This is a genomic window from Amycolatopsis sp. NBC_00345 (genome assembly GCF_036116635.1).
GTDB lineage: Bacteria > Actinomycetota > Actinomycetes > Mycobacteriales > Pseudonocardiaceae > Amycolatopsis.
Genome location: NZ_CP107995.1, coordinates 2,942,665 through 2,963,515 on the forward strand (window position 1 = coordinate 2,942,665; position 20,851 = coordinate 2,963,515).

General features: G+C 72.9%; 20 protein-coding genes. 7 read left to right on the plus strand and 13 right to left on the minus strand.

What is annotated here, in order from left to right; genetic code table 11:
• Positions 1 to 6: 6 nt before the first annotated feature.
• From OG943_RS13110 to OG943_RS13125, 4 genes are all read left to right on the plus strand, one after another.
• Positions 7 to 957 (plus strand): 5'-3' exonuclease, encoded by a 951-nt coding sequence (locus tag OG943_RS13110; protein WP_328610018.1) that lies wholly within the window; start codon positions 7 to 9, stop codon positions 955 to 957.
• Between the two features lie 68 nt (positions 958 to 1,025).
• On the plus strand, positions 1,026 to 1,679 hold the full coding sequence (locus tag OG943_RS13115) for a TetR/AcrR family transcriptional regulator (protein ID WP_328610019.1): 654 nt from the start codon (positions 1,026 to 1,028) through the stop codon (positions 1,677 to 1,679).
• Positions 1,663 to 2,331: a VC0807 family protein gene (locus tag OG943_RS13120; protein WP_328610020.1), complete on the plus strand. Its 669-nt coding sequence runs from the start codon at positions 1,663 to 1,665 to the stop codon at positions 2,329 to 2,331. The genes OG943_RS13115 and OG943_RS13120 overlap by 17 nt, the downstream gene beginning before the upstream one ends.
• A complete protein-coding gene (locus OG943_RS13125; RefSeq protein ID WP_328610021.1) occupies positions 2,328 to 3,050 on the plus strand; it encodes an SDR family NAD(P)-dependent oxidoreductase in 723 nt (240 codons plus the stop codon). Before OG943_RS13120 ends, OG943_RS13125 begins: the two co-directional genes overlap by 4 nt.
• Before the next feature lie 10 nt (positions 3,051 to 3,060).
• Here OG943_RS13125 and OG943_RS13130 read toward each other — a convergent pair whose 3' ends face one another.
• The 11 genes from OG943_RS13130 to OG943_RS13180 form a co-directional block, all read right to left on the minus strand.
• A complete protein-coding gene (locus OG943_RS13130; protein ID WP_328610022.1) occupies positions 3,061 to 4,284 on the minus strand; it encodes a GNAT family N-acetyltransferase in 1,224 nt (407 codons plus the stop codon).
• Between the two features lie 41 nt (positions 4,285 to 4,325).
• Entirely contained in the window at positions 4,326 to 4,688 is a 363-nt protein-coding gene (locus tag OG943_RS13135; RefSeq protein ID WP_328610023.1) for a DUF4333 domain-containing protein, read from the minus strand.
• Between the two features lie 48 nt (positions 4,689 to 4,736).
• A complete protein-coding gene (locus OG943_RS13140) occupies positions 4,737 to 5,936 on the minus strand; it encodes a GNAT family N-acetyltransferase (RefSeq protein ID WP_328610024.1) in 1,200 nt (399 codons plus the stop codon).
• Between the two features lie 63 nt (positions 5,937 to 5,999).
• Positions 6,000 to 6,818 (minus strand): DUF4333 domain-containing protein, encoded by an 819-nt coding sequence (locus OG943_RS13145; protein WP_328610025.1) that lies wholly within the window; start codon positions 6,816 to 6,818, stop codon positions 6,000 to 6,002.
• Positions 6,819 to 6,984: 166 nt separating this feature from the next.
• Positions 6,985 to 9,765: a DEAD/DEAH box helicase gene (locus OG943_RS13150; protein WP_328610026.1), complete on the minus strand. Its 2,781-nt coding sequence runs from the start codon at positions 9,763 to 9,765 to the stop codon at positions 6,985 to 6,987.
• A 62-nt stretch (positions 9,766 to 9,827) separates the two neighbouring features.
• Positions 9,828 to 10,712: a diacylglycerol/lipid kinase family protein gene (locus tag OG943_RS13155; protein WP_328610027.1), complete on the minus strand. Its 885-nt coding sequence runs from the start codon at positions 10,710 to 10,712 to the stop codon at positions 9,828 to 9,830.
• Between the two features lie 7 nt (positions 10,713 to 10,719).
• The gene (gene tatC / locus OG943_RS13160) at positions 10,720 to 11,679 is read right to left on the minus strand and encodes a twin-arginine translocase subunit TatC (RefSeq protein ID WP_328610028.1); all 960 of its coding nucleotides are present in this window, start codon (positions 11,677 to 11,679) and stop codon (positions 10,720 to 10,722) included.
• A gap of 89 nt (positions 11,680 to 11,768) precedes the next feature.
• Positions 11,769 to 12,104, minus strand: coding sequence for a Sec-independent protein translocase subunit TatA (gene tatA / locus OG943_RS13165; RefSeq protein ID WP_328610029.1), 336 nt, complete (start codon positions 12,102 to 12,104; stop codon positions 11,769 to 11,771).
• A 36-nt stretch (positions 12,105 to 12,140) separates the two neighbouring features.
• On the minus strand, positions 12,141 to 12,353 hold the full coding sequence (locus OG943_RS13170; protein ID WP_328610030.1) for a bacteriophage holin: 213 nt from the start codon (positions 12,351 to 12,353) through the stop codon (positions 12,141 to 12,143).
• Positions 12,354 to 12,363: 10 nt separating this feature from the next.
• Positions 12,364 to 13,344: a helix-turn-helix transcriptional regulator gene (locus OG943_RS13175; protein ID WP_328610031.1), complete on the minus strand. Its 981-nt coding sequence runs from the start codon at positions 13,342 to 13,344 to the stop codon at positions 12,364 to 12,366.
• Positions 13,341 to 14,333 (minus strand): helix-turn-helix transcriptional regulator, encoded by a 993-nt coding sequence (locus OG943_RS13180; RefSeq protein ID WP_328610032.1) that lies wholly within the window; start codon positions 14,331 to 14,333, stop codon positions 13,341 to 13,343. The genes OG943_RS13175 and OG943_RS13180 overlap by 4 nt, the downstream gene beginning before the upstream one ends.
• Before the next feature lie 178 nt (positions 14,334 to 14,511).
• Between OG943_RS13180 and OG943_RS13185 the strand changes: the two genes are divergently transcribed.
• Positions 14,512 to 15,210 carry an SDR family oxidoreductase gene (locus OG943_RS13185; RefSeq protein ID WP_328610033.1) on the plus strand — a complete coding sequence of 233 codons (699 nt, stop codon included), beginning with the start codon at positions 14,512 to 14,514 and terminating at the stop codon, positions 15,208 to 15,210.
• Between the two features lie 121 nt (positions 15,211 to 15,331).
• Here the strand turns inward: OG943_RS13185 and OG943_RS13190 are convergent, their stop codons facing one another.
• Both OG943_RS13190 and pafA read right to left on the minus strand, forming a co-directional pair.
• On the minus strand, positions 15,332 to 16,375 hold the full coding sequence (locus OG943_RS13190) for a WD40/YVTN/BNR-like repeat-containing protein (protein ID WP_328612061.1): 1,044 nt from the start codon (positions 16,373 to 16,375) through the stop codon (positions 15,332 to 15,334).
• 99 nt (positions 16,376 to 16,474) lie between these two features.
• The gene (gene pafA, locus OG943_RS13195) at positions 16,475 to 17,833 is read right to left on the minus strand and encodes a Pup--protein ligase (protein WP_328610034.1); all 1,359 of its coding nucleotides are present in this window, start codon (positions 17,831 to 17,833) and stop codon (positions 16,475 to 16,477) included.
• 146 nt (positions 17,834 to 17,979) lie between these two features.
• On the opposite strand from pafA, the gene OG943_RS13200 reads away from it, so the two are divergent.
• Both OG943_RS13200 and OG943_RS13205 read left to right on the plus strand, forming a co-directional pair.
• The gene (locus OG943_RS13200; RefSeq protein ID WP_328610035.1) at positions 17,980 to 19,479 is read left to right on the plus strand and encodes a bifunctional phosphatase PAP2/diacylglycerol kinase family protein; all 1,500 of its coding nucleotides are present in this window, start codon (positions 17,980 to 17,982) and stop codon (positions 19,477 to 19,479) included.
• A 160-nt stretch (positions 19,480 to 19,639) separates the two neighbouring features.
• Positions 19,640 to 20,830, plus strand: a complete 1,191-nt coding sequence (locus OG943_RS13205) for an alpha/beta hydrolase (RefSeq protein WP_328610036.1) — start codon at positions 19,640 to 19,642, stop codon at positions 20,828 to 20,830.
• The last annotated feature ends 21 nt before the right edge of the window (positions 20,831 to 20,851 follow it).

The window sequence follows — 20,851 nt, forward strand, 5'->3', positions numbered from 1 at the left end:
TGCGGGGTGACCGGACCACTCGCCCTGCTCGACTCCGCCAGCCTGTACTTCCGCTCGTTCTACGCGCTGCCCGACTCGATGACCGCGCCGGACGGGACGCCGGTGAACGCGGTGCGCGGCTTCACCGACACGATCGCGCGCATCCTCACCGACCGCCGCCCGTCGCGGCTGGTGGCGTGCCTCGACGCGGACTGGCGGCCGAAGTTCCGCACCGACCTGCTGCCCAGTTACAAGGCGCACCGGGTCGCGGTGCCGGGCCACGGCGAGAGCGCGGCGGACGTCGAGGAGGTGCCGGACACGCTCACCCCGCAGGTGCCGGTGATCCTCGACGTGCTGGCCGCGTTCGGCTTCGCCACCGCCGAGGCCGCGGGGTACGAGGCCGACGACGTCATCGGCGCGCTCGCCACCCGCGAACGGGACGCGGCGGTGGAGGTCATCACCGGCGACCGCGACCTGTTCCAGCTGGTGCGCGAGGAGCCGACACCCACGTCCGTGGTGTACGTCGGCAAGGGCTGGGCGAAGGCGGAAGTGTTGGGCCGCAAGGAGATCGCCGAGCGTTACGGCGTGCCGGTGGAGCACGCGGGCCCGGCTTACGCGGACATGTCCGCCCTGCGCGGCGACCCGTCCGACGGCCTGCCCGGCGTCGCCGGCATCGGCGAGAAGACGGCGGCGAAGCTGATCACGCAGTTCGGCTCACTGGAGGAGCTGATCGCGGCGTCGTCCGCGAACGACGCGCGGGTGCCGCTCAAGACGCGCCTGCGGCTTTCCGACGCCGCCGGCTACCTCGCGGTCGCCCCCACCGTCGTGCGGGTCGCCGTGGACGCCCCGGTCGAGGTGTCCGGCCCCGACGCGGTGCCCTCGCGCCCGGCCGACCCCGAGCGGGTCGCGGAGCTGGCCGAGCGGTGGAACCTGGGCCGGTCGGTGGACCGGCTGCTCGCAGCGTTGCCGAAGGACTGAATCCCGGCGTAGAGCCCGCTCGCATTTTGTGTGAGCGAGATTTTATCCAGCCATGGTAGAGTTTATTCATGCGAATAAACGAGGGCCCGGCGGACGCGGCCACCGTCACGAACACTGCACGCCGGGCGCAGATCGTCGCGGCCGCGATCGAGACGATCGCCGAAGTGGGCTACGCCAAAGCGTCGTTCGCGCGGATCACCGCCGCGGCCGCGCTCAGCAGCCCGAGGATGATCTCGTACCACTTCGCCGGCAAGGACGACCTGATGCGGCAGATCGTCGAAGACGTGCTCGGGACCGCGGTGGTCTTCATGCGGGAGCGGATCGAGGCCGAGGAGTCCGCGGGCGGGCGGCTGCGGGCCTACCTGGAGTCGAACCTCGAATTCCTGCGCGACCACCCGCGCGAGATGGCCGCGCTGACCGAGATCGGCCCGCACTTCGACACCGGCGCGGGCGCGCCCGCCACCTCGGTCTCGGTCCAGGAGCCGAGTGTGCTGGGCTTGGAGGTGCTGCTGCGCGGCGGGCAGGCGGCCGGGGAGTTCCGGGACTTCGACATCCGGTCCATGGCCGTGATGATCCGCGGTGCCGTCGACGCCGCGGCCCAGCGGCTGCGGGCCGAGCCGGGCTTCGACTTCGACGCCTACAGCCGCGAGGTCGTCGCTTCCTTCACCCTCGCCACCGACCGCCCCGCCCCGAAAGGAGCCCGCCGTGCCCGTAACCCGTGAGCGTCCGTCGCGGAAAGCCATGCTGCGCACGCTGTCCGTCGAGGTGGCTGCCCCGCTCGTGGTGTTCTACGGGCTGCGCGCGCTGGGCGCGGACCAGGTGGTCGCGCTGCTGGTCGCCGCGATCCTGCCCGCCGCGCGCACGGCCTACCGGGCCGTCACCGCGCGGCGGCTCGACGGGATCGCCGTGTTCATGCTGGGCGCGCTGGTGCTGACCGTGGTGATGTCCTCGATCACGGGCGAGCCGCGGGTGCTGCTCGTCCGCAACGCGTGGGGGACGGCGGCGCTGGGCCTGTGGATCCTGGGCACGCTGTTCGCGCGGAAGCCGTTCCTGTTCACCGGCGCCCGGCTGGTGTTCGACGACGCGCAGCGGCTGGCCTGGGACGGCAACTGGCAGCGGCACCCGGCGTTCCGGCACGTCCTGACGGTGTGCACCGCGGTGTGGGGAGCCGGGTTCCTCGGTGACGCGGCGCTTCGGGTCTTGCTCGCGATGACGCTGCCGATCGACGTGGTCCCGGTCCTCGACGACGTGCTCCTGGTCGTCACGCTCGTGGCACTGCTGGTTTTCCAGCGCTGGTACGGCCGTCCGTACCTGCGCCGCCGCGGGCTGCGGCTGCGGGGTGTCCACGTCACCGCGGACGAGCAGGTGCGATGAGTGCGCTGATCACCGGCGGGGCGAGCGGAATCGGCGCGGCGGTCGCCCGGCGGCTGGCCGCCCGGGGGCATCAGGTGGTGGTCGCCGACGTGGACGCCGAACGCGGCCGCGAGGTCGCCCGCGCGATCGGCGGGGTATTCGTCCGCGCCGACGTCGGCTCGGCGCGCGACAACGAGCGGGCCGTCGCGGCCGCGGTCGAGGCTTCCGGCCGGCTCGACGTCGTCGTCCTGAACGCCGGGGTGCCGGGCCGCTGCGGTTTCGACGATTTCAGCGCCGAGCGCTACCGCGCCGTGCTGGGCGTCAACCTCGACGGGGTCGTGCACGGCATCCGGGCGAGCCTGGCGCCGATGCGCGCCCAGGCCGCGGGCTCGATCGTCGTCACCTCCAGCATGGCCGGGCTCGCCCCCTCCCCCGACATCTTCTACTCGACCGCCAAACACGCGCAGATCGGGCTCGTCCGGTCGGCCGCGATGCTGCTGGCCGCCGACGGGATCCGGGTCAACGCGGTGTGCCCGGGGCTGACCGACACCGCGCTGATCGCGTCTTTCCGCCCGCGCCTGGTCGAAGCGGGGCTCGCCATCGCCGAACCGGACCAGGTCGCGGCCGCCGTCGAGGCGGTCCTCGACGGCCAGGGCACCGGCGAGGCGTGGATCGTCCAGAGTGGACAGACACCGGTGGCGGTGTCCTTTCCCGACACCACCCCGGCCATTGTGAGTTAGAAGTGCGGCGCTAGAAGTGCGTGCCGCACCACGGGCTGCGCTCGGTGGTGAACAGGGTGTCGGCGCGGGCGGCGGCGGACGGGTCGGTCGCGGTGAGACGGCCGGCCTGCAGCAGCGTCGTCGCGCGCCACTCGCCGAGGTAGAGCATCGCGAGGGTCTCGGAGTCGAGCTGAAGATCAGCGGGCGCGTCGGTGCGGTGGGCGCCGTCGGGGCCGACCGCGTAGTGGCCGGTGTTGGCGGGCAGTTGCGGATCGGTGAGGGCGAGGACCACCGGGTCGGCGGCGCCGTAGGTTCGGGCGGCCAGCGCGTCGGACACGTCGACCAGCCGTACCCACAGCTGGTCCCCCAGCTCCGCGGTGTGGGCGCGGCGCGGGTCGGTGAGCAGGACGCCGACAGGCTCGTCCACCGGCCGGTCACGGGCGACGACCGTGCCGACCAGGTCGATCGACAGCAGGAACCGCCACAGCCCGGCGATCGCCGCGGGGTTCGCGCCGTTGAGGTCCCGCACGTCCAGCAGCGAGCGCTTCTCCGGGTCGTCGGTGCTGGTCCGGTCCACGCTGCGGAAGACGGCGAACCCGTCGTCCTCGCCGTTCAGTCCGGTGTGGACGGCCACGCGGTACCCGCCGCCGCGCCGGACTTGGCGGTTGTGCTCGTTCGGCCACCAGTAGGCGGGGCGCGCGAGCAGGCCCGGCCGGGGGGCGCGGCTGATGATCCGCTGGTACAGCGTGGGGATCTGCACCACCGCCGCGTCTTCGTCCAACAGCCGGACAGTGCCGGTGACCGGGGCGCTGTCACGGAACCGGGCCGGGTGCTCGACCCGGATCGAGCGGCCGAGCGTGGCGGCGCCGTAGCCGAAGCGGCCGTAGATGACCGCTTCGCTGGCGTACAGCGCGGCGAGGGTGACGCCGCGGGCGACGAAGTCTTCGAGCTGGGTACGCATCAGCGCGCTGACGACGCCGCGGCGGGTCCAGTCCGCGCGGACCCCGACGCCGTCGACCGCGCCCGTGCTCAGGCGCGCGCCGCCGGGCACGATCGTCTCGGTGTCGAACGAGCCGGTGATCCCGATCGGCCGGTTTTCGGCGAACGCGCCGAACTTCCGCTCCGCGGCCCAGGATTGGGCGTACTCACGCCAGGACTCGTCACTCGGTGCGTGCGCGTGCAGGGACTGCATCAGGAGGGCGAAGGTGGGCCGGCGCTCGTCGTCGGTGATGGGCCGTACCGCGAAGTCCGTCATGCCCCGATCAAACCAAGCCGGCCGGTCCGGGGCCACGCGATTTACCGGGGCGCGTCCACCCGGTACTGGCCGCTGGTGCCGGTCACGGTGATGGGCACGTGTTTCCGCTCCCCCGCGACGTCCACTGTGCACTGGAACTGGTTGCCGTCGGCGACGGGCTGCCGGTCGGGGCAGGTGACCTCGCCGAGGCCGTGCAGCCCGTAGTTCTCGGTGAGGACCTTCGCGACGCCGGCGCTCATGGCCTTGGCGTCGAACACCCGGACCGGCGGTGCGGACGAGGAAGCGGTGGCCGGGTGGCCGAAGGTCATCGTCCACTCGGGCCGGTCCGGCTTCGAACCGGAATCGCAGCCCGCGGCGGCCAGTAGCCCGACGACGCACCAGCCCAGCACCCGCACCGCGCGCATGCCCACGATCCTCCGCCCCGAAGCCCGCCCGGAGGCCTTTGGTCAAGGTCAGAAGAAACTACCGCACCACGCCGCGGTGCGCGTCCCGAACAGGGTGTCCGCGCTCGCCGGGGCGGCCGCGTCGAGCACCTCGATCCGGCCGACGGCCGCGAGGGCCGAGGCTGGCCAGGCGCCGAAGTACAGCATTGCGAGGGTGGCGACGTCGAGGCGCAGCGTGGGCTCGGCGTCCGTGCGCTCGGCGCCTTCGGGGCCGACGCGGTAGCGGCCGGTGTTGGCCGGCAGCAGCGGGTCGCGCACCTCGAGGACTACCGGCGAGCCGGGGCCGTAGGCGCGGGCCGTCAGCGCGGTGGGCACGTCGACGAGCCGGAGCCAGCTCTCGTCCTCCGTCCGCGGCACCGAAACGACGCGGTAGTCCTCGAACAGCAGCTCCACCGGTTCGTCGAGCGGCCGTTCGAGGGCTCGGATTTCGTCGACGAGGTCCACCGACAACAGGAATCGCCACAGTCCCGCGAACGCGCCGGGGCTGGCGTAGTGGAACGCGAAGACCTCCAGCCGGCTCGGCCGCTCGTAGTCGTGGTCCACGTGGTACGTCGCGTAGCCGTCCGGCCCGTCGGGGCCTTGGTGCACAACGGTCTGCATGCCTTCCGAGATCCGGTACGCCAGGCTCTCGTAGCCGGCCCAGCAGGCGTCGGGGCGCGTGATCATGGCTGGGCGGGGCAGGCCCGTCGCGCGGTACAGCTCGGGCCAGCGGGGCACGGAGTCCTCGAGGCCGTACACGGTGACCTCGCCGCCGGCCGGGGTCTCGGGCCGCAGCCGGGCGCGGTGGCGGTCCACGTGGAGGTCCCGGCAGAGGGTCGTGACGCCGTAGCCGAACCGGCCGTAAATGGCGCCTTCGGTGGCGTGCAGGCTCGCGGCCACCACTCCGCGCTCGGCGAGCTCCCGCAGCTGCGCGGTCTGCAGCGCGGTCAGGACGCCACGGCGGGTGCGGCCGGCGCGGACGCCGATCCCGGTGACGGCCGCCATCGGGACGAGGTTTCCGCCGGGCAGCGCCATTTCCGCGTCGAACGAGCGGGCGGCGCCGATCAGCTCGGGGTCGGACGCGCCCCAGACGCGGCCGGCCAGGTAGGCCCCGCGGACGCGGTCCCAGTCCTCGTCCTTGCCGGGCGGCGAGTGCATCGTGCCGCGGAACAGGTCCCAGGCGGCCCGGTGCTCTTCGGTGTCCAGCAACCGAACCGGGTAGTCGCGCATGGCCCGATCATCGCGGGCCGGGACCGGGCCGGGCCACCGGTTTTCCCGGCGGCCCGGCGGTGGTCACTGCGAGGTGGGCGGTGAGACCTCGTAGTTGCCGTCGGTGCCCTTGACCGTGATCGGGATCTGCTGCGGCTTGCCGCTGATGGTGGCGGTGCACTCGAACTTCGCGCCGTCGGCCACCTTCTGCTCGGCCGGGCAGGTGACCCCGGTGACGCCGTCGATCTTGTACGTGTCGGTGAGCAGCTTCGCCACGTCGGTCTGCATCTGCGTGTTGTTGAAGACCTCGGTCCGGAAGAACCCGGGGGCGACGAAGCCGAGGATCGCGACCACGGCGACCACGACCACCAGCGCGCCGATGCCGATGAACAGGCCCTTCTTCGAGCCGCCCGGCTCCTTCTCCCCCGCCCCGGGCGCGGCTCCGGGCTGGCCGTAGTCGTACTGGCCCTGCGGCTGCTGCTGCCCGTACTGCGGCTGGGCCTGGGGACCGCTCTGCGGCTGGCCGTACTGGGGTTGTTCCTGCGGCCCGCTCTGCGGGTAGCCGCCGGGCTGCTGCCCGTACTGGGGCTGGTTCGGGTCGTAGGGCTGCCCGTACTGCTGCGGTGGCGGCTGCTGGCCCCACTGGTTCTGCTGCGGCGGGGTGTAGCCGCCGGGCTGCTGGCCGTACTGGGGCTGCTGGGGTGACGGCTGGACCCACTGGGTGGGCTGCGACGGGTCGTAGGGCTGCTGCTGGGGTGGCTGCTGCCCGTACTGCTGCGGGTTGTAGGGCTGCTCCTGCGGCCCGCTCGGCGGGTAAGCGCCGCCCGGCTGCTGCCCGTACTGCGGCTGCTGCCCGTAAGGGGGCTGCTGCTGCGGGTCGTTGCCGCCATACGGCGTGCTCATCGTTCGCCTCCGCCTCGCTTCGCCTGGTCTCGAGCGCGATCCAACCACAGGTCGGGGCCGAGCACACGCGCCCACGCACACGCTGTCCGCCGGGTGCGCCACAGATGCCCCCGAACGCTCCCGGGTAACGCGGAATTCACGCCGGCCTGATTCATACTGCCCCGATTCACGCGGCCCCGGCCGCGACGACGCCGCGGCGCAGCGCGCGGACGGCCTCCGCCGCGGTCGCGCCGACCGGGTCGGCCTTGCCCAGCACGTCACGGACCTGGTCGAGCAGGTCGATCACCTGGCGGCACCAGCGGACGAAGTCGCCTGCGGACAGCTCCTGCCCGTTGGTCTCCGCGGCGGTGAGCACCTTCTCCAGCGATTCGCCGCGCGCCCACCGGTAGACCGGCCAGGCGAACCCGGCGTCGGGCTCGCGGGTGCGGTCGAGGCGGTGGCGGCGCTCGTCCTCGGTCAGCTCGACCCACAGCCGGGAGGTCTCCTGCCAGGCCTCGGGCACGCCGCCGCCGGGCAGCCGCGGCTCCCCCGCGGTGTCTCGGCGGGCTTCGAACACCAGCGTCGAGACCACGGCGGCCAGCTCGGCCGGGCCGAGGCCGGCCCACACGTCGTGGCGGATGCACTCGGCGGCCAGCAGGTCGGACTCGCTGTAGAGCCGGGTGAGCCGCTGCCCGTGCTCGGTGACGCGGTCCTCGCCGTCGCCCGCCGTCGCCGGGCCGAGGTAACCGCGCTCGCCGAGCAGCGCGAGGATCCGGTCGAACGCCCGCGCGAGCGAGTGGGTGGTCGCGGCGACCTTGCGTTCCAGCTGCGCGGTCTCCTCGGTGAGCCGCTGGTAGCGCTCGGCCCAGCGCAGGTTCGCCTCCCGCTCGGCCAGTCCGTGGCAGGGGTGTGAACGCAGGGCGCGGCGCAGTGTGGCCAGCTCGGCGTCGTCGTCGGCCCCGCCGCGGCGGCGCTGACGGCCGGGCAGCGCGATCCCGGCGTTGCGCAGGGACGACGCGATGTCGCGGCGGGTCCGCGGCGAGCGCAGCTCGATGTGCTTGGGCAGCCGGATATGGCCGAGTGGTTCGACCGGCGCCGGGAAGTCGGCCACCGACAGCGGGCCGGACCAGCGGTCTTCGGTGACGACCACGGGCCGCGGCTCGCGGATCGGGTCGAGCCCGGGGTCGACGACCACGGCGAGCCCGGCGCGGCGGCCGGCCGGGACCGCGATCACGTCGCCCTTGCGCAGCTTCTCCAGCGATTCCGCGGTGCCCGCGCGCCGGGACGCGGTGTTCTGCCGGGCCAGCACCTTCTCGCGGGCGGAGATCTTGGCGCGCAGCTCGACGTACTCCAGCGTCTGCTCGAAGTCGCCGGTGACGGCGGTCGCGTAGCCCTTGAGGGCCTCTTTGTTGCGCTCGATGCGGCGCGCGGTGCCGACGACCGAGCGATCGGCCTGGAACTGGGCGAACGACTGTTCCAGCAGGTCGCGGGCGGCGTCGGAGCCGACCTGCGCGACCAGGTTCACGGCCATGTTGTAGCCGGGGCGGAACGAGGAGCGCAGCGGGTACGTGCGGGTGGAGGCGAGGCCGGCGACCTGCTTGGGGTCGACGCCGGGCTGCCAGGACACGACGGCATGGCCCTCGATGTCGATGCCGCGGCGCCCGGCGCGGCCGGTGAGCTGGGTGTACTCGCCGGGGGTGAGGTCGACGTGCGCCTCGCCGTTGTACTTGACCAGCCGTTCGAGCACGACGGTGCGGGCGGGCATGTTGATGCCGAGCGCGAGCGTTTCGGTGGCGAACACGACCTTCACCAGGCCGCGGACGAACAGCTCTTCGACGGTCTCCTTGAAGGCGGGCAGCAGTCCGGCGTGGTGCCCGGCGATGCCGCGTTCCAGCGCCTCGCGCCACTCCCAGTAGCCGAGCACGCCGAGGTCGCCTTCGGGCAGGTCCTTCGTGCGCTCCTCGACGATGCGGCGGACCTCGTCGACCTGCTCGGGGCCGTTGAGGCGCAGGCCGGAGCGGACGCACTGGGTGACGGCGGCGTCGCAGCCGGCGCGGGAGAAGATGAACACGATCGCGGGCAGCAGCCCCGCGTGGTCGAGCCGGTCGACGACGTCCACGCGGGAGGGCGGCCGGAACCGGGGCCCGCGCTGGGGAGCGCCCCGCCGTCCGCCGCGAGGCCCGCGGAAGCCGCTGGGGCCGGCGAACCGGCCCATTTCCTCGGTGCGGCGCAGCAGGCTGGGGTTGATCCGCAGCTCGGCGCCGGGGTCGGCCTCGTCCTGGCCGGCGAACAGGTCGAGCAGCTGGTTGCCGACCTGCATGTGCTGCCACAGCGGCACGGGCCGGTGCTCGTCGACGACGACGGTGGTGTCGCCGCGGACCTCCACCAGCCATTCGCCGAACTCCTCGGCGTTGCTGACCGTGGCGGAGAGCCCGACCACGCGCACGTGCTCGGGCAGGTGCAGGATCACCTCTTCCCAGACGGCGCCGCGGAACCGGTCGGCGAGGTAGTGCACCTCGTCCATCACGACGTAGCCGAGCTCGGGAATGGCGGAGCTGCCGGCGTAGAGCATGTTGCGCAGCACCTCGGTGGTCATGACGACCACCTGGGCATTGCCGTTGATGGAGGTGTCGCCGGTGAGCAGGCCGACCGCGTCGGCGCCGTACCGGGCGACGAGGTCGGCGTACTTCTGGTTCGACAGCGCCTTGATGGGCGTTGTGTAGAAGCACTTGCGGCCCTCGGCCAGCGCCAGGTGCACGGCGAACTCGCCGACCACGGTCTTGCCGGCGCCGGTGGGCGCGCAGACCAGCACGCCGTGGCCGTTTTCCAGCGCCTCGCACCCGCGGACCTGGAAATCGTCGAACTCGAAGGACACCTCGCCGGCGAACCGCGTCAGCTGGGGGTGCTTCCCGCGGCGCCGCGAGACCGCATAGGCCTCGGCCGGGGACTGAGAAGGGCTACTGGCCACTACGTCAGGGTTCCACACGACACCGACAGTCCGCACGCCGCGTGACGATCGACGCGCCGCGGTCAGGCGACGACGGTCAGCGCGTCGGGCACGCAGGTGACCGTGAACGGCGCTGTGCCCTGGGATTCGCCGTCGGCGTAGGCGGGCCAGTCGGGGCCGGTGAGGGTGAGTTCGCGGGCGCGCAGGGTGCGGACGGCGGGGTGGGCGACGTGGCCGCCGGTGCGCAGTCCGGGGAGCAGGCGCAGGAGCTGGAGGCGGGTGGCGGCGCCGATGACGGTGACGTCGAAGAGGCCGTCGTCCGGGGTGGCGGCGGGGCAGATGGGGACGCCGCCGCCGTAGAACGGGGTGTTGCCGATCGCGACCAGGGTGGCGTCGAGGTCGAGGGCGGTGCCGTCGGCGGTCAGGGTGAGCGGGCTGGGGCGGAACGCGGCCAGCTCGGCGAGGATCGCGACGTCGTAGCGGTGGGGGCCGGACGGCCAGCGGAGCCGGTTGGCGCGGGCGTTGACGCTGGCGTCGAAGCCGGAGCAGAGCACGGTGGCGAACCAGGTGCCGTCGCCGGTGCGGCCGAGGTCCATGCGGCGGCGGGTGCCCTGTTCCAGCGCCGCGACGAGGGCGGTGACGGCGGATTCCGCGTCCGGCGGGCTGCCGAGCGCGCGGGCGAAGTCGTTGCCGGTGCCGGAGGGGACGAGGCCGAGGGCGACGTCGTTCTCGGCGCAGAACTGCACGCCCTGGTGGGCGGCGCCGTCGCCGCCGAGGACGATCAGCACGTCGAGGCCCGCGTCGTGCGAGGCGCGCATCAGGGCGCGGGACTCCTCGACGGTGTTGGCCACCAGTACGTCGAGGCGGTCGACGCAGGGCCGTAGCCGGTCAGCGACGGTGCCCGCGATGCGGGCGGCGGCGCCGTGCCCGGAGGCGGGGTGCACGGCCAGCGCCGCGTGCAGGCCCATCCGGGGCTCAGGTGATGTCGTCGGTGCGGTTGCCGCCACCGCTGGCGACGGGTCCGTCGTCGGCGGTGCTCGGGGTGTAGTCGAACGGCGCGGCCTCGTCGTCGGCCAGCTTGTCCCAGCCCTCGTCCGCACGGACCTTGTCGCGCTTGCGGTCGTGGAACCGCGCGATCTGGATGGAGATCTCGAACAGCACCGTCAGCGCGCCGGCCAGGCCGAGCATGGAGAACGGGTCCGAGCCGGGGGTGGCGAACGCGGCGAAGACGAACAGCGCGAACACCAGCCCGCGTCGCCATTTCTTCAGCTGCTGGTACTTGACCACGCCGACGCGGTTGAGCATCACCACGAGCAGGGGCAGCTCGAAGCTGACGCCGAAGATCAACAACAGCGACAGGATGAACGAGATGTACTTGTCCGCGGTGAGCGCGGTGACGAACTGCTCCTGGCCGAAGCCGGCGAGCAGGGCCAGCGCGTGCGGCACGAGGTAGTAGGCGAGCACGGCGCCGGCGGCGAACAGGACAGAGGCGAACGCGACGAAGGTCAGCGCGTACTTGCGCTCCTTGGAGTACAGGCCCGGGGCGATGAACGCCCAGAACTGGTACAGCCAGAACGGCGAGAGCAGCACGGCGCCCGCGGCGACACCGACCTTCAGGCGGACCATGAAGATCTCGAACGGAACGGTCTGCAGCAGCTTGCAGCCGCCATGGTCACTGCCGAACCGCTGCGAGGGCGGGATGGCGCAGTACGGCTGGGTCATGATGTTGCCGAGCGACGGGATCGGGCCGAGGTGCTGCTCGAACCAGATCCAGCCGAAGATGCCGCCGATGACGACGAACAGCAGGGCGAAGCCGAGCCTGCGGCGGAACTCGTAGATGTGCTCGATGAGCGTCATCGTGCCGTCGGGGTTGACCCGCCGGCTGCGGCGCCGACGGTTGCTCCGGCTGCCGTTGCCGTTGACGGCTTCCGCCACTGGTCGTTCCGTTCTCGTCGTCGGCCGCGGCAGCGCGCCGGGTGGTCAGCGCGCTGCGCGGCAGGGGGACCGGGTGGGGCCGGCTGGGCTCAGCTGGCGTTTTTCTGCGGCTGGTCGGCGACCTGCTGCTTCTTCAGCTCGTCGAGCTGGCGCTGGAGGTCGGCGACCTGCTGGTCCTGGGCCGAGGTGACGCCGGCGGCGGCGACCGGCGTGGTGCTCGCGGCGGTGGCAGGCGGGATCTGCTTGGTCTCGACCGGCTCGGCGTCGTCGGCGTTCTTCTCGCCGGACAGGTCCTTGGTCTCGGCCTTGAAGATCTTCATGGACTTGCCGATGGCGCGGGCCGTGTCCGGAAGCCTCTTGGCACCGAACAGCAGAACCACGAGTAGCACCAGGACGATGATGTGCCACGGCTGCAGCGCGTTCATGGTCGGTGGCCTCCTTCTTTCCGTCTCAGGGAGATGTTACTGGTTTTCCGGTGCCTCGCGGCGCTGCGCCACAGCCACGCGAAGTGCGGCGGAGCGGGCGCGGAGCAGTCCAGTCCGGTCCTGGGTGTTCGTAGCCACCATGCTCATGGTGCGACGGAAACCGCGCAAGACCCTGAGCGTCCGCACAAGCAGGACAATCAGGACAAGAAGACCCGCCGCGAGGAGCACGACGGTGGGCAGGTACGGCACGGAAGTTACCTTAACGGTCGTAGGTTGACGGTAGGTGACGGGCTCGGGCCACTGCGTCGGCCGCGCGCCGACGGACCGCGTCACCGAGGGCGGCGGGGCTCTCCACCAGCGCGTCCCCGGCGAGGCTGAGGACCAGCCGGACCATCCAGGACTCGTCGGCGTAGCGCATCCGGATCCGCAGCCGGCCGCCGTCCAGCTCGGCCAGCTCCTGGCACGGGTAGTACTCGGCGACCCAGCGGGCGTCCGGGCCGAGGACCAGCTCGGCCTCCTGCTGGTCCGGGCGCGGGGAGAACAGGCCGTCGGACAGGTCGGTGGGCTGGGCGTGCGCGGGCGGCGCGGCGGGCTCGTCGAGCACGGTCAGCTCGTCGATCCGGTCCAGGCGGAAGAGCCGGACGCCCTCGACGCGGCGGCACCAGGCTTCGAGGTAGCCGACGGCCTGCACGATGAGCAGCCGCATCGGGTCCACGGTGCGCTCGGTGACCTGGTCCTTGGACGCGGTGTAGTAGCGGATCCGCAGGGCGCGCCCGGCCTGCAGGGCGCCCGCGACGGCCTCGCGGGTCTCGGCGGTGCGCTTGCCCTCGCGGACCCCGCCGCCGACGACCACGCCGGCGGGCTGGGCCTGGCCGGCGGCGACCTCGATCTTGGCGATGGAGCGGCGCACGGCGTCGGCGTCGACCACTCCGGGCGTTTCCGCCAGCGCGCGGAGCGCGACCAGCAGGGCGGTGGCCTCGCTGCCGGTCAGCCGCAGCGGCCGGTTCATGCCGGCGTCGTGGGTGACGACGATGGTGTCGCCTTCGAAGGACAGGTCGATCAGGTCGCCGGGGCCGTAGCCGGGCAGCCCGCACATCCAGAGCAGCTCGAGGTCCTTGCGCAGCTGCTTGGGCGTGACGTCGAAGTCCTGCGCGGCCTCGTCGACCCGGATGCCGGGCCGGGCCAGCAGGTAGGGCACGAGCGCGAGCAGCCGGGGCATGCGCTCGGTGGAGCTGCTCATCGGCCGCTCCCCGCGGCGGTGCGGGCGAGGACGTCCTCGAGCCGGTGCTGCACGGCCTTCGCGAGCACGTCGGGCTCCAGCACCAGCACGTCGGGGCCCTGGGCGGCGATCCAGTCGGCGGCGGACTCGGGGAAGTTCAGGCCGATCTCGACCAGGTCGCCCGCTTCCCCGCCGACGGTTTCGCGCCCGACGACCTCGCCGCGGCGGCGGACCCCGGCCGCGCGGCCGTCGGCGACCCAGAGCCGGGCGGTGGTCACGGGCGAGGCCTCTTCGCTGCTGCCGGTGACCGACACCAGCTGCAGCAGGTTGACGCCTTCGGGCCGGGTGACCGCGCCGGCCGGGCCGACCGCGGTGACCTGGCCGGTGACGCGGGAGAGCCGGAAGCAGCGGGTGGCGCCGCGGTCGCGGTCGTGCCCGACGACGTACCAGCGGGCGCGCCAGGACACCACGCCCCACGGTTCGAGGGTGCGCATGATCCGCTCCGGCGAGCCGACGCGCCGGTACTCGAAGCGGACGGCGCGGCCGTTCTGGACGGCGGCGAGCAGCGGCCCGAACGCCGGCTCGGCGCGTACCCGCGGCTCGATCACGGTGGGGGCCTGGTCGTCCACCTCGACGCCGGCCGCGCGCAGCTTGACCAGCGCGCCCTGGGCCTGGCCGGTCAGCTCGGGCGAGTCCCAGAGCCGCACGGCGAGGCCGACGGCCGCGGCCTCGTCGGGGGCCAGGTCGATCTCGCCGAGCTCGTAGTCGCGGCGGGCGATGCGGTAGCCCTCGACGGCGTCGAAGGCGGAGTTGCGGCCGGTCTCCAGCGGGATGCCGAGCTCGCGCAGCTCGGTCTTGTCGCGTTCGAAGGTGCGGAAGAACGCCTCGTCGCTGGCCGCGTCGGTGTACCCGGGCACGATCCCGCGGATCCGCTCGGCAGTGAGGTACTGCCGGGTGGAGAGCAGGGCGAGCACGAGGTTGACCAGCCGTTCGGCGCGTGCGGTGGACACCCGACAACACTAGCCCGCGCCGTTGTTCCCGATCGTGAGGTCCGGCGTTCGCGCGTCGTGACAGCCGGCGATGCGGCGCGAGAGGTGACTGTGGCGCCACGGGCCGTCACCGAGCGCGACGAGGTGGCCGTGGCGCCGGCGGGTCGATCTTCGGGTGATCCGTCCCTAGCCTGGGTGCATGACTGAACGTGTGCTTCTGGTGACCGGGGCGTCCCGGGGAATCGGCGAGGCGACGGCGCGGCGGGCGGCCGGGGCGGGCTTCCGCGTGGCGCTGGTGGCCCGCAGGCAGGAGTCCGTCGCCGGGCTCGCCGCCGAGCTGGGCGAGGACCGGGCGCTCGCGCTGGGCGCCGACGTCGCCGACTGGGCGGCCGTGTCCGGCGCGGTCGAGGAGACGGTGCGGCGGTTCGGCCGGCTCGACGCCGCGTTCGCCAACGCGGGCATCGGCATGGGTGTGTCGTTCTTCGGCGACGGCGGCACCGATCCCGAGCAGTGGCGGGACATGGTGCTGACCAACGTCTACGGCGCCGCGCTGACCGCCCGCGCCACACTCCCCGCGCTGGCCGGTTCGGGCGGGCACCTGGTCCTCACCGGCTCGGTCGCCGGCCGCTACATCCGCAAGGGAAGCCTGTATTCGGCGACGAAGTGGGCGGTGACCGGGATGGCCGGGGCGATCCGCGAGGAGGCGGTCGGCACCGGCGTGCGGGTCACGCTCGTGCAGCCCGGCGTCACCGACACCGACATCCTCGACAGCGAGCTGCGCAAGAAGCCGAAGCTGGAGCCGGACGACGTCGCCCGCGCCGTGCTGTACGCGCTGGACCAGCCGCCGACGGTGGACGTCAACGAGATCATGGTCCGCCCGACCGGGCAGGAGCGTTAGCGCCGCGCCGGAGGCCCTGAAGGCCACCATGAGGGCGTATATGTCCCTCATGGTGGCCTTCAGGGCATCACGAATGCTCAAGGTAGGCAAGGAGTCCTTGACGGCGTTCCGGCGCAGGGCGCTAACGGCCGAGCCGGGCGACGCGGCCCTGGACGCCGCTGGCCCAGCAGCTGCCGAACGCGGTGCAGTCGACCGTGTCGAAGCTGCCGGTGTCGAAGGAGGTCCAGTGCCGTCCGCCGTCGGGGCTGAGGTCGCTGCCGCCGGGGCCGACGGCGAGCACCGTGCCGCCGAGCCAGGCCAGCCCGGAGCGGTAGCCGGCCGGGTACTGCGGCGGGGTGCGCCAGGTGCGGCCGCGGTCGCCGCTCAAGGCCACCGCCGGCCCGGGCGCGGTGGGGTTCGCGAAGTCGCCGCCGATGGCGACGCCCTGCCACGGCGTGCGGAACGCGAGGGCGAAGACGCCGGCGGAGGCGCTGCTGGGCAGCGGGGTGGTGGCGGCGGTCCAGTGCCGTCCGCCGTCGCCGGAGTGCAGGACCCGGGCCTGCGGGCCGCCGCCGGTGGCGAGCCAGGCGTCGGCCGGGCCGGAGGTGGTGACGCACTGGCCGCTGGCGGCGAAGCCGGCCTCGCCGGGCAGCGCGGGCGGGAACGCGGCGTCGGGGATCTGGTGCCAGCTGCGGCCGCCGTCGGAGGTGGCCTGCATCCGGAATCGGCCGTCGACGGGGTCGCTCATCGCGAGGCCGCGCCACGGGTCGAAAAAGGCCAGGCAGTCGTAGAAGGCTTTCGCGTCGGGGTTCTGGAACGTCTGGCGCCAGTGCCGTCCGCCGTCGTCGGTCCGGTAGACGCGGGAGTCCGAGCCGGGCCCGATCGACAGGGTCACGGCGTGGTCGGCGTCGAACGCCTCGATGTCGCGGAATTCCAGCGTGCCGGTCCCGGGCGGGCCGACGGACAACCAGCTGCGCCCGCCGTCGACAGTCCGGAGCACGGTCCCCTGTGTCCCGCTGGCCCACGCGACGCGGTCGCTCACCGCCGACAGGCCGCGGAACTGCGCGGTCACCCCGGTCGCCTTGAGCTGCCACGACGGCAGCCGCCCCGCTGACGACGCCGCCGACGCCGTCACCGGGGCCAGCAGCGGAAGGACCACACCGAGCAGGACGAGCACCGCACGCACCAGACGCATGCGCCAGATCCTGCCGCACCGCGCCGGCGACTTTCGTAGGAAACGCCGAAGGGGCCGTCCCGAGCGGGACGGCCCCTTCGGCAAACGGGCTCACAGCGAGCTGATCAGCCGTTCCACGCGCTCGTCGACCGAGCGGAACGGGTCCTTGCACAGCACGGTCCGCTGCGCCTGGTCGTTGAGCTTCAGGTGCACCCAGTCCACGGTGAAGTCCCGGCCCGCGGCCTGCGCGGCGGCGATGAAGTCGCCCCGCAGCTTCGCGCGGGTCGTCTGCGGCGGGGTGTCCTTGGCGACCTCGATCTCGCCGTCGTCGGTGACCCGGCGGACCAGGGCCTTGCGCTGCAGCAGGTCGAAGATGCCCCGGCCGCGGCGGATGTCGTGGTAGGCCAGGTCGATCTGCGCCACCCGCGGGCTGGACAGGTCCAGGTCGTGCTTCGCGCGGTACCGCTCGACCAGGCGGTGCTTGATGGCCCAGTCGATCTCGGTGTCGATCTTGCTGAAGTCCTGCTGCTCGACCGCTTCCAGCGCGCGGCCCCACAGCTCGATCACGCGCTCGTTCGCCGGGGTGGTGCCGTTTTCCTTGAGGTGCTGCACGGCGCGGGCGTGGTACTCGCGCTGGATGTCCAGCGCCGAGGCCTCGCGCCCGCCCGCGAGCCGGACCTGCCGGCGCCCGGTCAGGTCATGGCTGATCTCGCGGATCGCGCGGATCGGGTTGTCCAGCGTGAAGTCCCGGAACTGGACGCCGGCCTCGATCATCTCCAGCACCAGGTTCGCCGACCCGATCTTGAGCATCGTGGTGGGCTCGGCCATGTTCGAGTCGCCGACGATGACGTGCAGGCGCCGGTAGCGCTCGGCGTCGGCGTGCGGCTCGTCGCGGGTGTTGATGATGGGCCGCGAGCGCGTGGTCGCGCTCGACACGCCTTCCCAGATGTGCTCCGCCCGCTGGGACAGGCAGTACACCGCGCCGCGCGGGGTCTGCAGGACCTTGCCCGCGCCGCAGATGAGCTGGCGCGTGACCAGGAACGGCAGCAGCACGTCGGCGATCCGGGAGAACTCCCCCGCGCGCGTCACCAGGTAGTTCTCGTGGCAGCCGTAGGAGTTGCCCGCCGAGTCGGTGTTGTTCTTGAACAGGAAGATGTCGCCGCCGATGCCCTCGTCCGCCAGCCGCCGCTCGGCGTCGACGAGCAGGTCCTCCAGGATCCGCTCCCCCGCCTTGTCATGGGTGACCAGCTGGACCAGGTCGTCGCACTCCGCCGTCGCGTATTCCGGGTGCGAGCCCACGTCCAGGTAGAGCCGGGAGCCGTTGGACAGGAACACGTTCGACGAGCGTCCCCAGGAAACGACCCGCCGGAAGAGATAGCGCGCCACCTCGTCGGGCGAGAGCCTGCGCTGGCCGTGGAAGGTGCACGTGACCCCGAACTCGGTCTCGATGCCAAAGATCCGCCGCTGCATGCCACCAGAGTAGGCGCTGGACCCCCTCCGACGGTGCGCCGTTCGGGCGGCGACACGCGGTCGGTACGTTGCGTTCGGTGAAAAAACGCGCGAATCCGGCGCCCGCCGGCCCCGCGCCCTGCCCGACGGACCGGAGGTCCCCCAGCGTGTTATCGCAGCTCAGCCGGACGTTCCGGCGGGTCGGCCGCACCGATCGCGCGCTGATCCGGCGCAGCGCGGCCCTGCCGAAGACCCGCGCCGACCAAGTGCTGGGATCGCTGTCGAAGTCGGCTAACCAGTCGCGGCTGTGGTGGGTCGTCGCGGCGGTGCTGGCGACGCGCAAGGGCCCGGCCCGCCGGGGCGCGCTGCGCGGGGTCGCCGCGATCGCCGGGGCCAGCGCGGCCGCGAACCTGATCGGCAAGCCGCTGTTCCCGCGCCGCCGCCCGGCCGAGGAAGAGGTGCCCGAGCACCGGCGCCTGCGCAAGCGCCCGACCTCCTCGTCGTTCCCCTCCGGCCACGCCGCCTCGGCCGCCGCGTTCGTCACGGCGGTGGCAATGGAGTCGCCGCGCACCGGCCTCGCCCTCGTCCCGCTCGCCGGCGCGGTCGCGTACTCGCGCGTGCACACCGGGGTGCACTGGCCCAGCGACGTCGGCGCGGGCATCACGATCGGCGTCGGCGTCGCCGCGCTGACCCGGCACTGGTGGCCACTGGGGGCCGACCTTCCCGCCCGCACCGCGCATTCCGCCGAAGCCCCCGAGATGCGCGACGGCGAGGACATGCTGGCCCTGGTCAACCCCCACTCCGGCGTCGACGGGCAGGACCCCACCGAGGACGTCCGCTACGCCTGGCCGAAGGCGACGATCCTCTACCCGGACCCGTCGCAGGACCTGCGCGACCAGCTCAACGCCGAGATCGACGCCCGGATCGGCGGCGTCCGCGCCCTGGGCGTCGCGGGCGGCGACGGGACGGTGGCCGCCGTCGCCTCGGTCGCCGCCGAGCGGAACCTGCCGCTGGCGCTGATCCCCGCGGGCACCCTCAACCACTTCGCCCGCGACGTCGGGGTCCGCTCGATGCCGGACGCCGACGCCGCGACCGAGGCCGGCGAAGCCGTCGGGATCGACCTCGGCGAGGTCGAGGTCACCGGGACCGGCGAGCCCGGGCACCGCTGGTTCGTCAACACCGCGAGCCTCGGCGGTTACCCGGAAATGGTGCGGTTGCGCGAAAAACTGCAGCAGCGGCACCCGAAATGGCCCTCGGCGGCAATCGCGCTCGCCCGGGTGCTGCGCCGCGCCAAGCCGTTGCGGATCCTGCTCGACGGCGAGCCCGCCGAGGTCTGGCTGATCTTCGTCGGCAACGGCACCTATTCGCCGAAGGGGTTCGCCCCGTCCCGCCGCCCGGCGCTCGACACCGGCCTGCTCGACGTCCGGTACCTGCGCGCCGACCTGCCGTACTCCCGGGCCCGCTTCCTGCTCGCGATGGTCACCAACAGCCTCAACGCCAGCCACGTCTACCAGCAGCTCGACCGGCCCGAACTGCACGTGCGGCTGCTCGACGGCAACCGCCGCGTCGCCACCGACGGCGAGGTCGGCCCGCTCGGCAACGAGTTCCGCTTCCGCGCCAGGCCGAGCGCCCTCACGATCTACCGCAGCCACGATCAGGGGATTTGAGGCACTCTTTACCCGTTCTCAACGAATCCACAGCGACCGGTCCCTAAAATGATCTTTCGAAGTGCGGGCGACCCTTGCCCGTACCGGCTCATGGCAGGGATTCACAGGTGCGTTTCCATTCCCGCGGCGGCTCGTGCTGCGCCCGACCGGCGGTGCGCCGGTGATCATCCCGCAGGCCGCCGTAGACCCGGTGCTGCCCCCCGACGTCACCGAGCAGGCCCGTGACCTGGGGCCGCTGGAGTCACCGCTGATCTGGCTCACCGCCGCCGGCGCCGCGGTCGCCATCCTCGCCGTCACCATCGCGCTGGCGCACAACCGGCGCGCCCGGCGCTGGGGAACCTCGGGCGCGGTGGCGTTCTTCCTCGTCGCCGCGGTCACCGCGGTCAACAGTTACGTCGGCTACGTGCGCACGCCCGACGACCTGGGCCGCCTCTTCGAACGCGGCTCCGGCGCCGCCAGCGCGGTGGGCCAGCTCCTCACCGACGGCGGCGGCGAGTCGGACGCCATCACCCCGGCCAGCCAGGCCACCCCCGCGCACCAGCAGTCGAGCAGCGGCCAGGCGACCGAGGTGTTCAGCGTCGCCGACCCCGCCCACAACGTCCCTTCCGGCGACAATTACGTGATCCTCCCGCCCGGGTACTCCGACCCGGCGAACGCACAGCACCGTTACCCCGTCGTCTATCTGATCCACGGCTACCCGTACGGCGGCCCGCGCGACTGGCTCACCTCCGGCGCCGCGCCCGACACCCTCCGCAGCCTGGAATCGGCCAAGGTGATCGAGCCGATGATCGTGGTCAGCGTGGACATGACCGCGGGCCAGCCCAGCAAGGACTGGGAGTGCCTCGACGTCCCCGGCGGCCCGCAGCTCGAAACCTATCTGGCGAAGACCGTCGTCCCCGCCGTCGACCACCGCTACCGCACCGTGGCCGACCGCCGCCACCGCGCGCTCGGCGGCATGTCCGGCGGCGGCTTCGGCGCGCTCAACATCGGCCTCCACCACGTCGACGAGTTCGCCACCCTGATCATTGCGCTGCCCTACGACGACCTGAACGACTCCGTCGGCGTCCTCAACGGCAACCAGGCCGCGATCGCCGCCAACACCCCGCGCCGCTACCTGCCCACCATGACGTTCAGCGCGCCGATCTCGGTGATGCTCGCCGTCGGCACCGGCGCCCCCACGGACGTCGCCACCGCCCGCCGCATCGCCGCCGCGTTCCACGAGCGGGGCCAGGAAGCCGTCGTCCACTCCGAACACGGCTTCAACCACACCTGGCACACCGCCCGCGCGACCCTGCCCTACCTGCTCGCCTTCGCCGACCAGAACTTCCGCGGTTCCGGCCCGGCGTCCTGAGCCCGTACGTGCTCATCTACA

Bases quoted from the DNA above. Each gene is read 5' to 3' on its own strand.
- OG943_RS13145 (WP_328610025.1), bottom strand. From the start codon at position 6,818: ATGAGCACGCCGTATGGCGGCAACGACCCGCAGCAGCAGCCCCCTTAC.
- OG943_RS13155 (WP_328610027.1), bottom strand. From the start codon at position 10,712: ATGGGCCTGCACGCGGCGCTGGCCGTGCACCCCGCCTCCGGGCACGGC.
- OG943_RS13115 (WP_328610019.1), top strand. From the start codon at position 1,026: ATGCGAATAAACGAGGGCCCGGCGGACGCGGCCACCGTCACGAACACT.
- OG943_RS13140 (WP_328610024.1), bottom strand. From the start codon at position 5,936: ATGCGCGACTACCCGGTTCGGTTGCTGGACACCGAAGAGCACCGGGCC.
- tatA (WP_328610029.1), bottom strand. From the start codon at position 12,104: ATGAACGCGCTGCAGCCGTGGCACATCATCGTCCTGGTGCTACTCGTG.
- OG943_RS13175 (WP_328610031.1), bottom strand. From the start codon at position 13,344: ATGAGCAGCTCCACCGAGCGCATGCCCCGGCTGCTCGCGCTCGTGCCC.
- OG943_RS13125 (WP_328610021.1), top strand. From the start codon at position 2,328: ATGAGTGCGCTGATCACCGGCGGGGCGAGCGGAATCGGCGCGGCGGTC.
- OG943_RS13185 (WP_328610033.1), top strand. From the start codon at position 14,512: ATGACTGAACGTGTGCTTCTGGTGACCGGGGCGTCCCGGGGAATCGGC.
- pafA (WP_328610034.1), bottom strand. From the start codon at position 17,833: ATGCAGCGGCGGATCTTTGGCATCGAGACCGAGTTCGGGGTCACGTGC.
- OG943_RS13135 (WP_328610023.1), bottom strand. From the start codon at position 4,688: ATGCGCGCGGTGCGGGTGCTGGGCTGGTGCGTCGTCGGGCTACTGGCC.
- OG943_RS13130 (WP_328610022.1), bottom strand. From the start codon at position 4,284: ATGACGGACTTCGCGGTACGGCCCATCACCGACGACGAGCGCCGGCCC.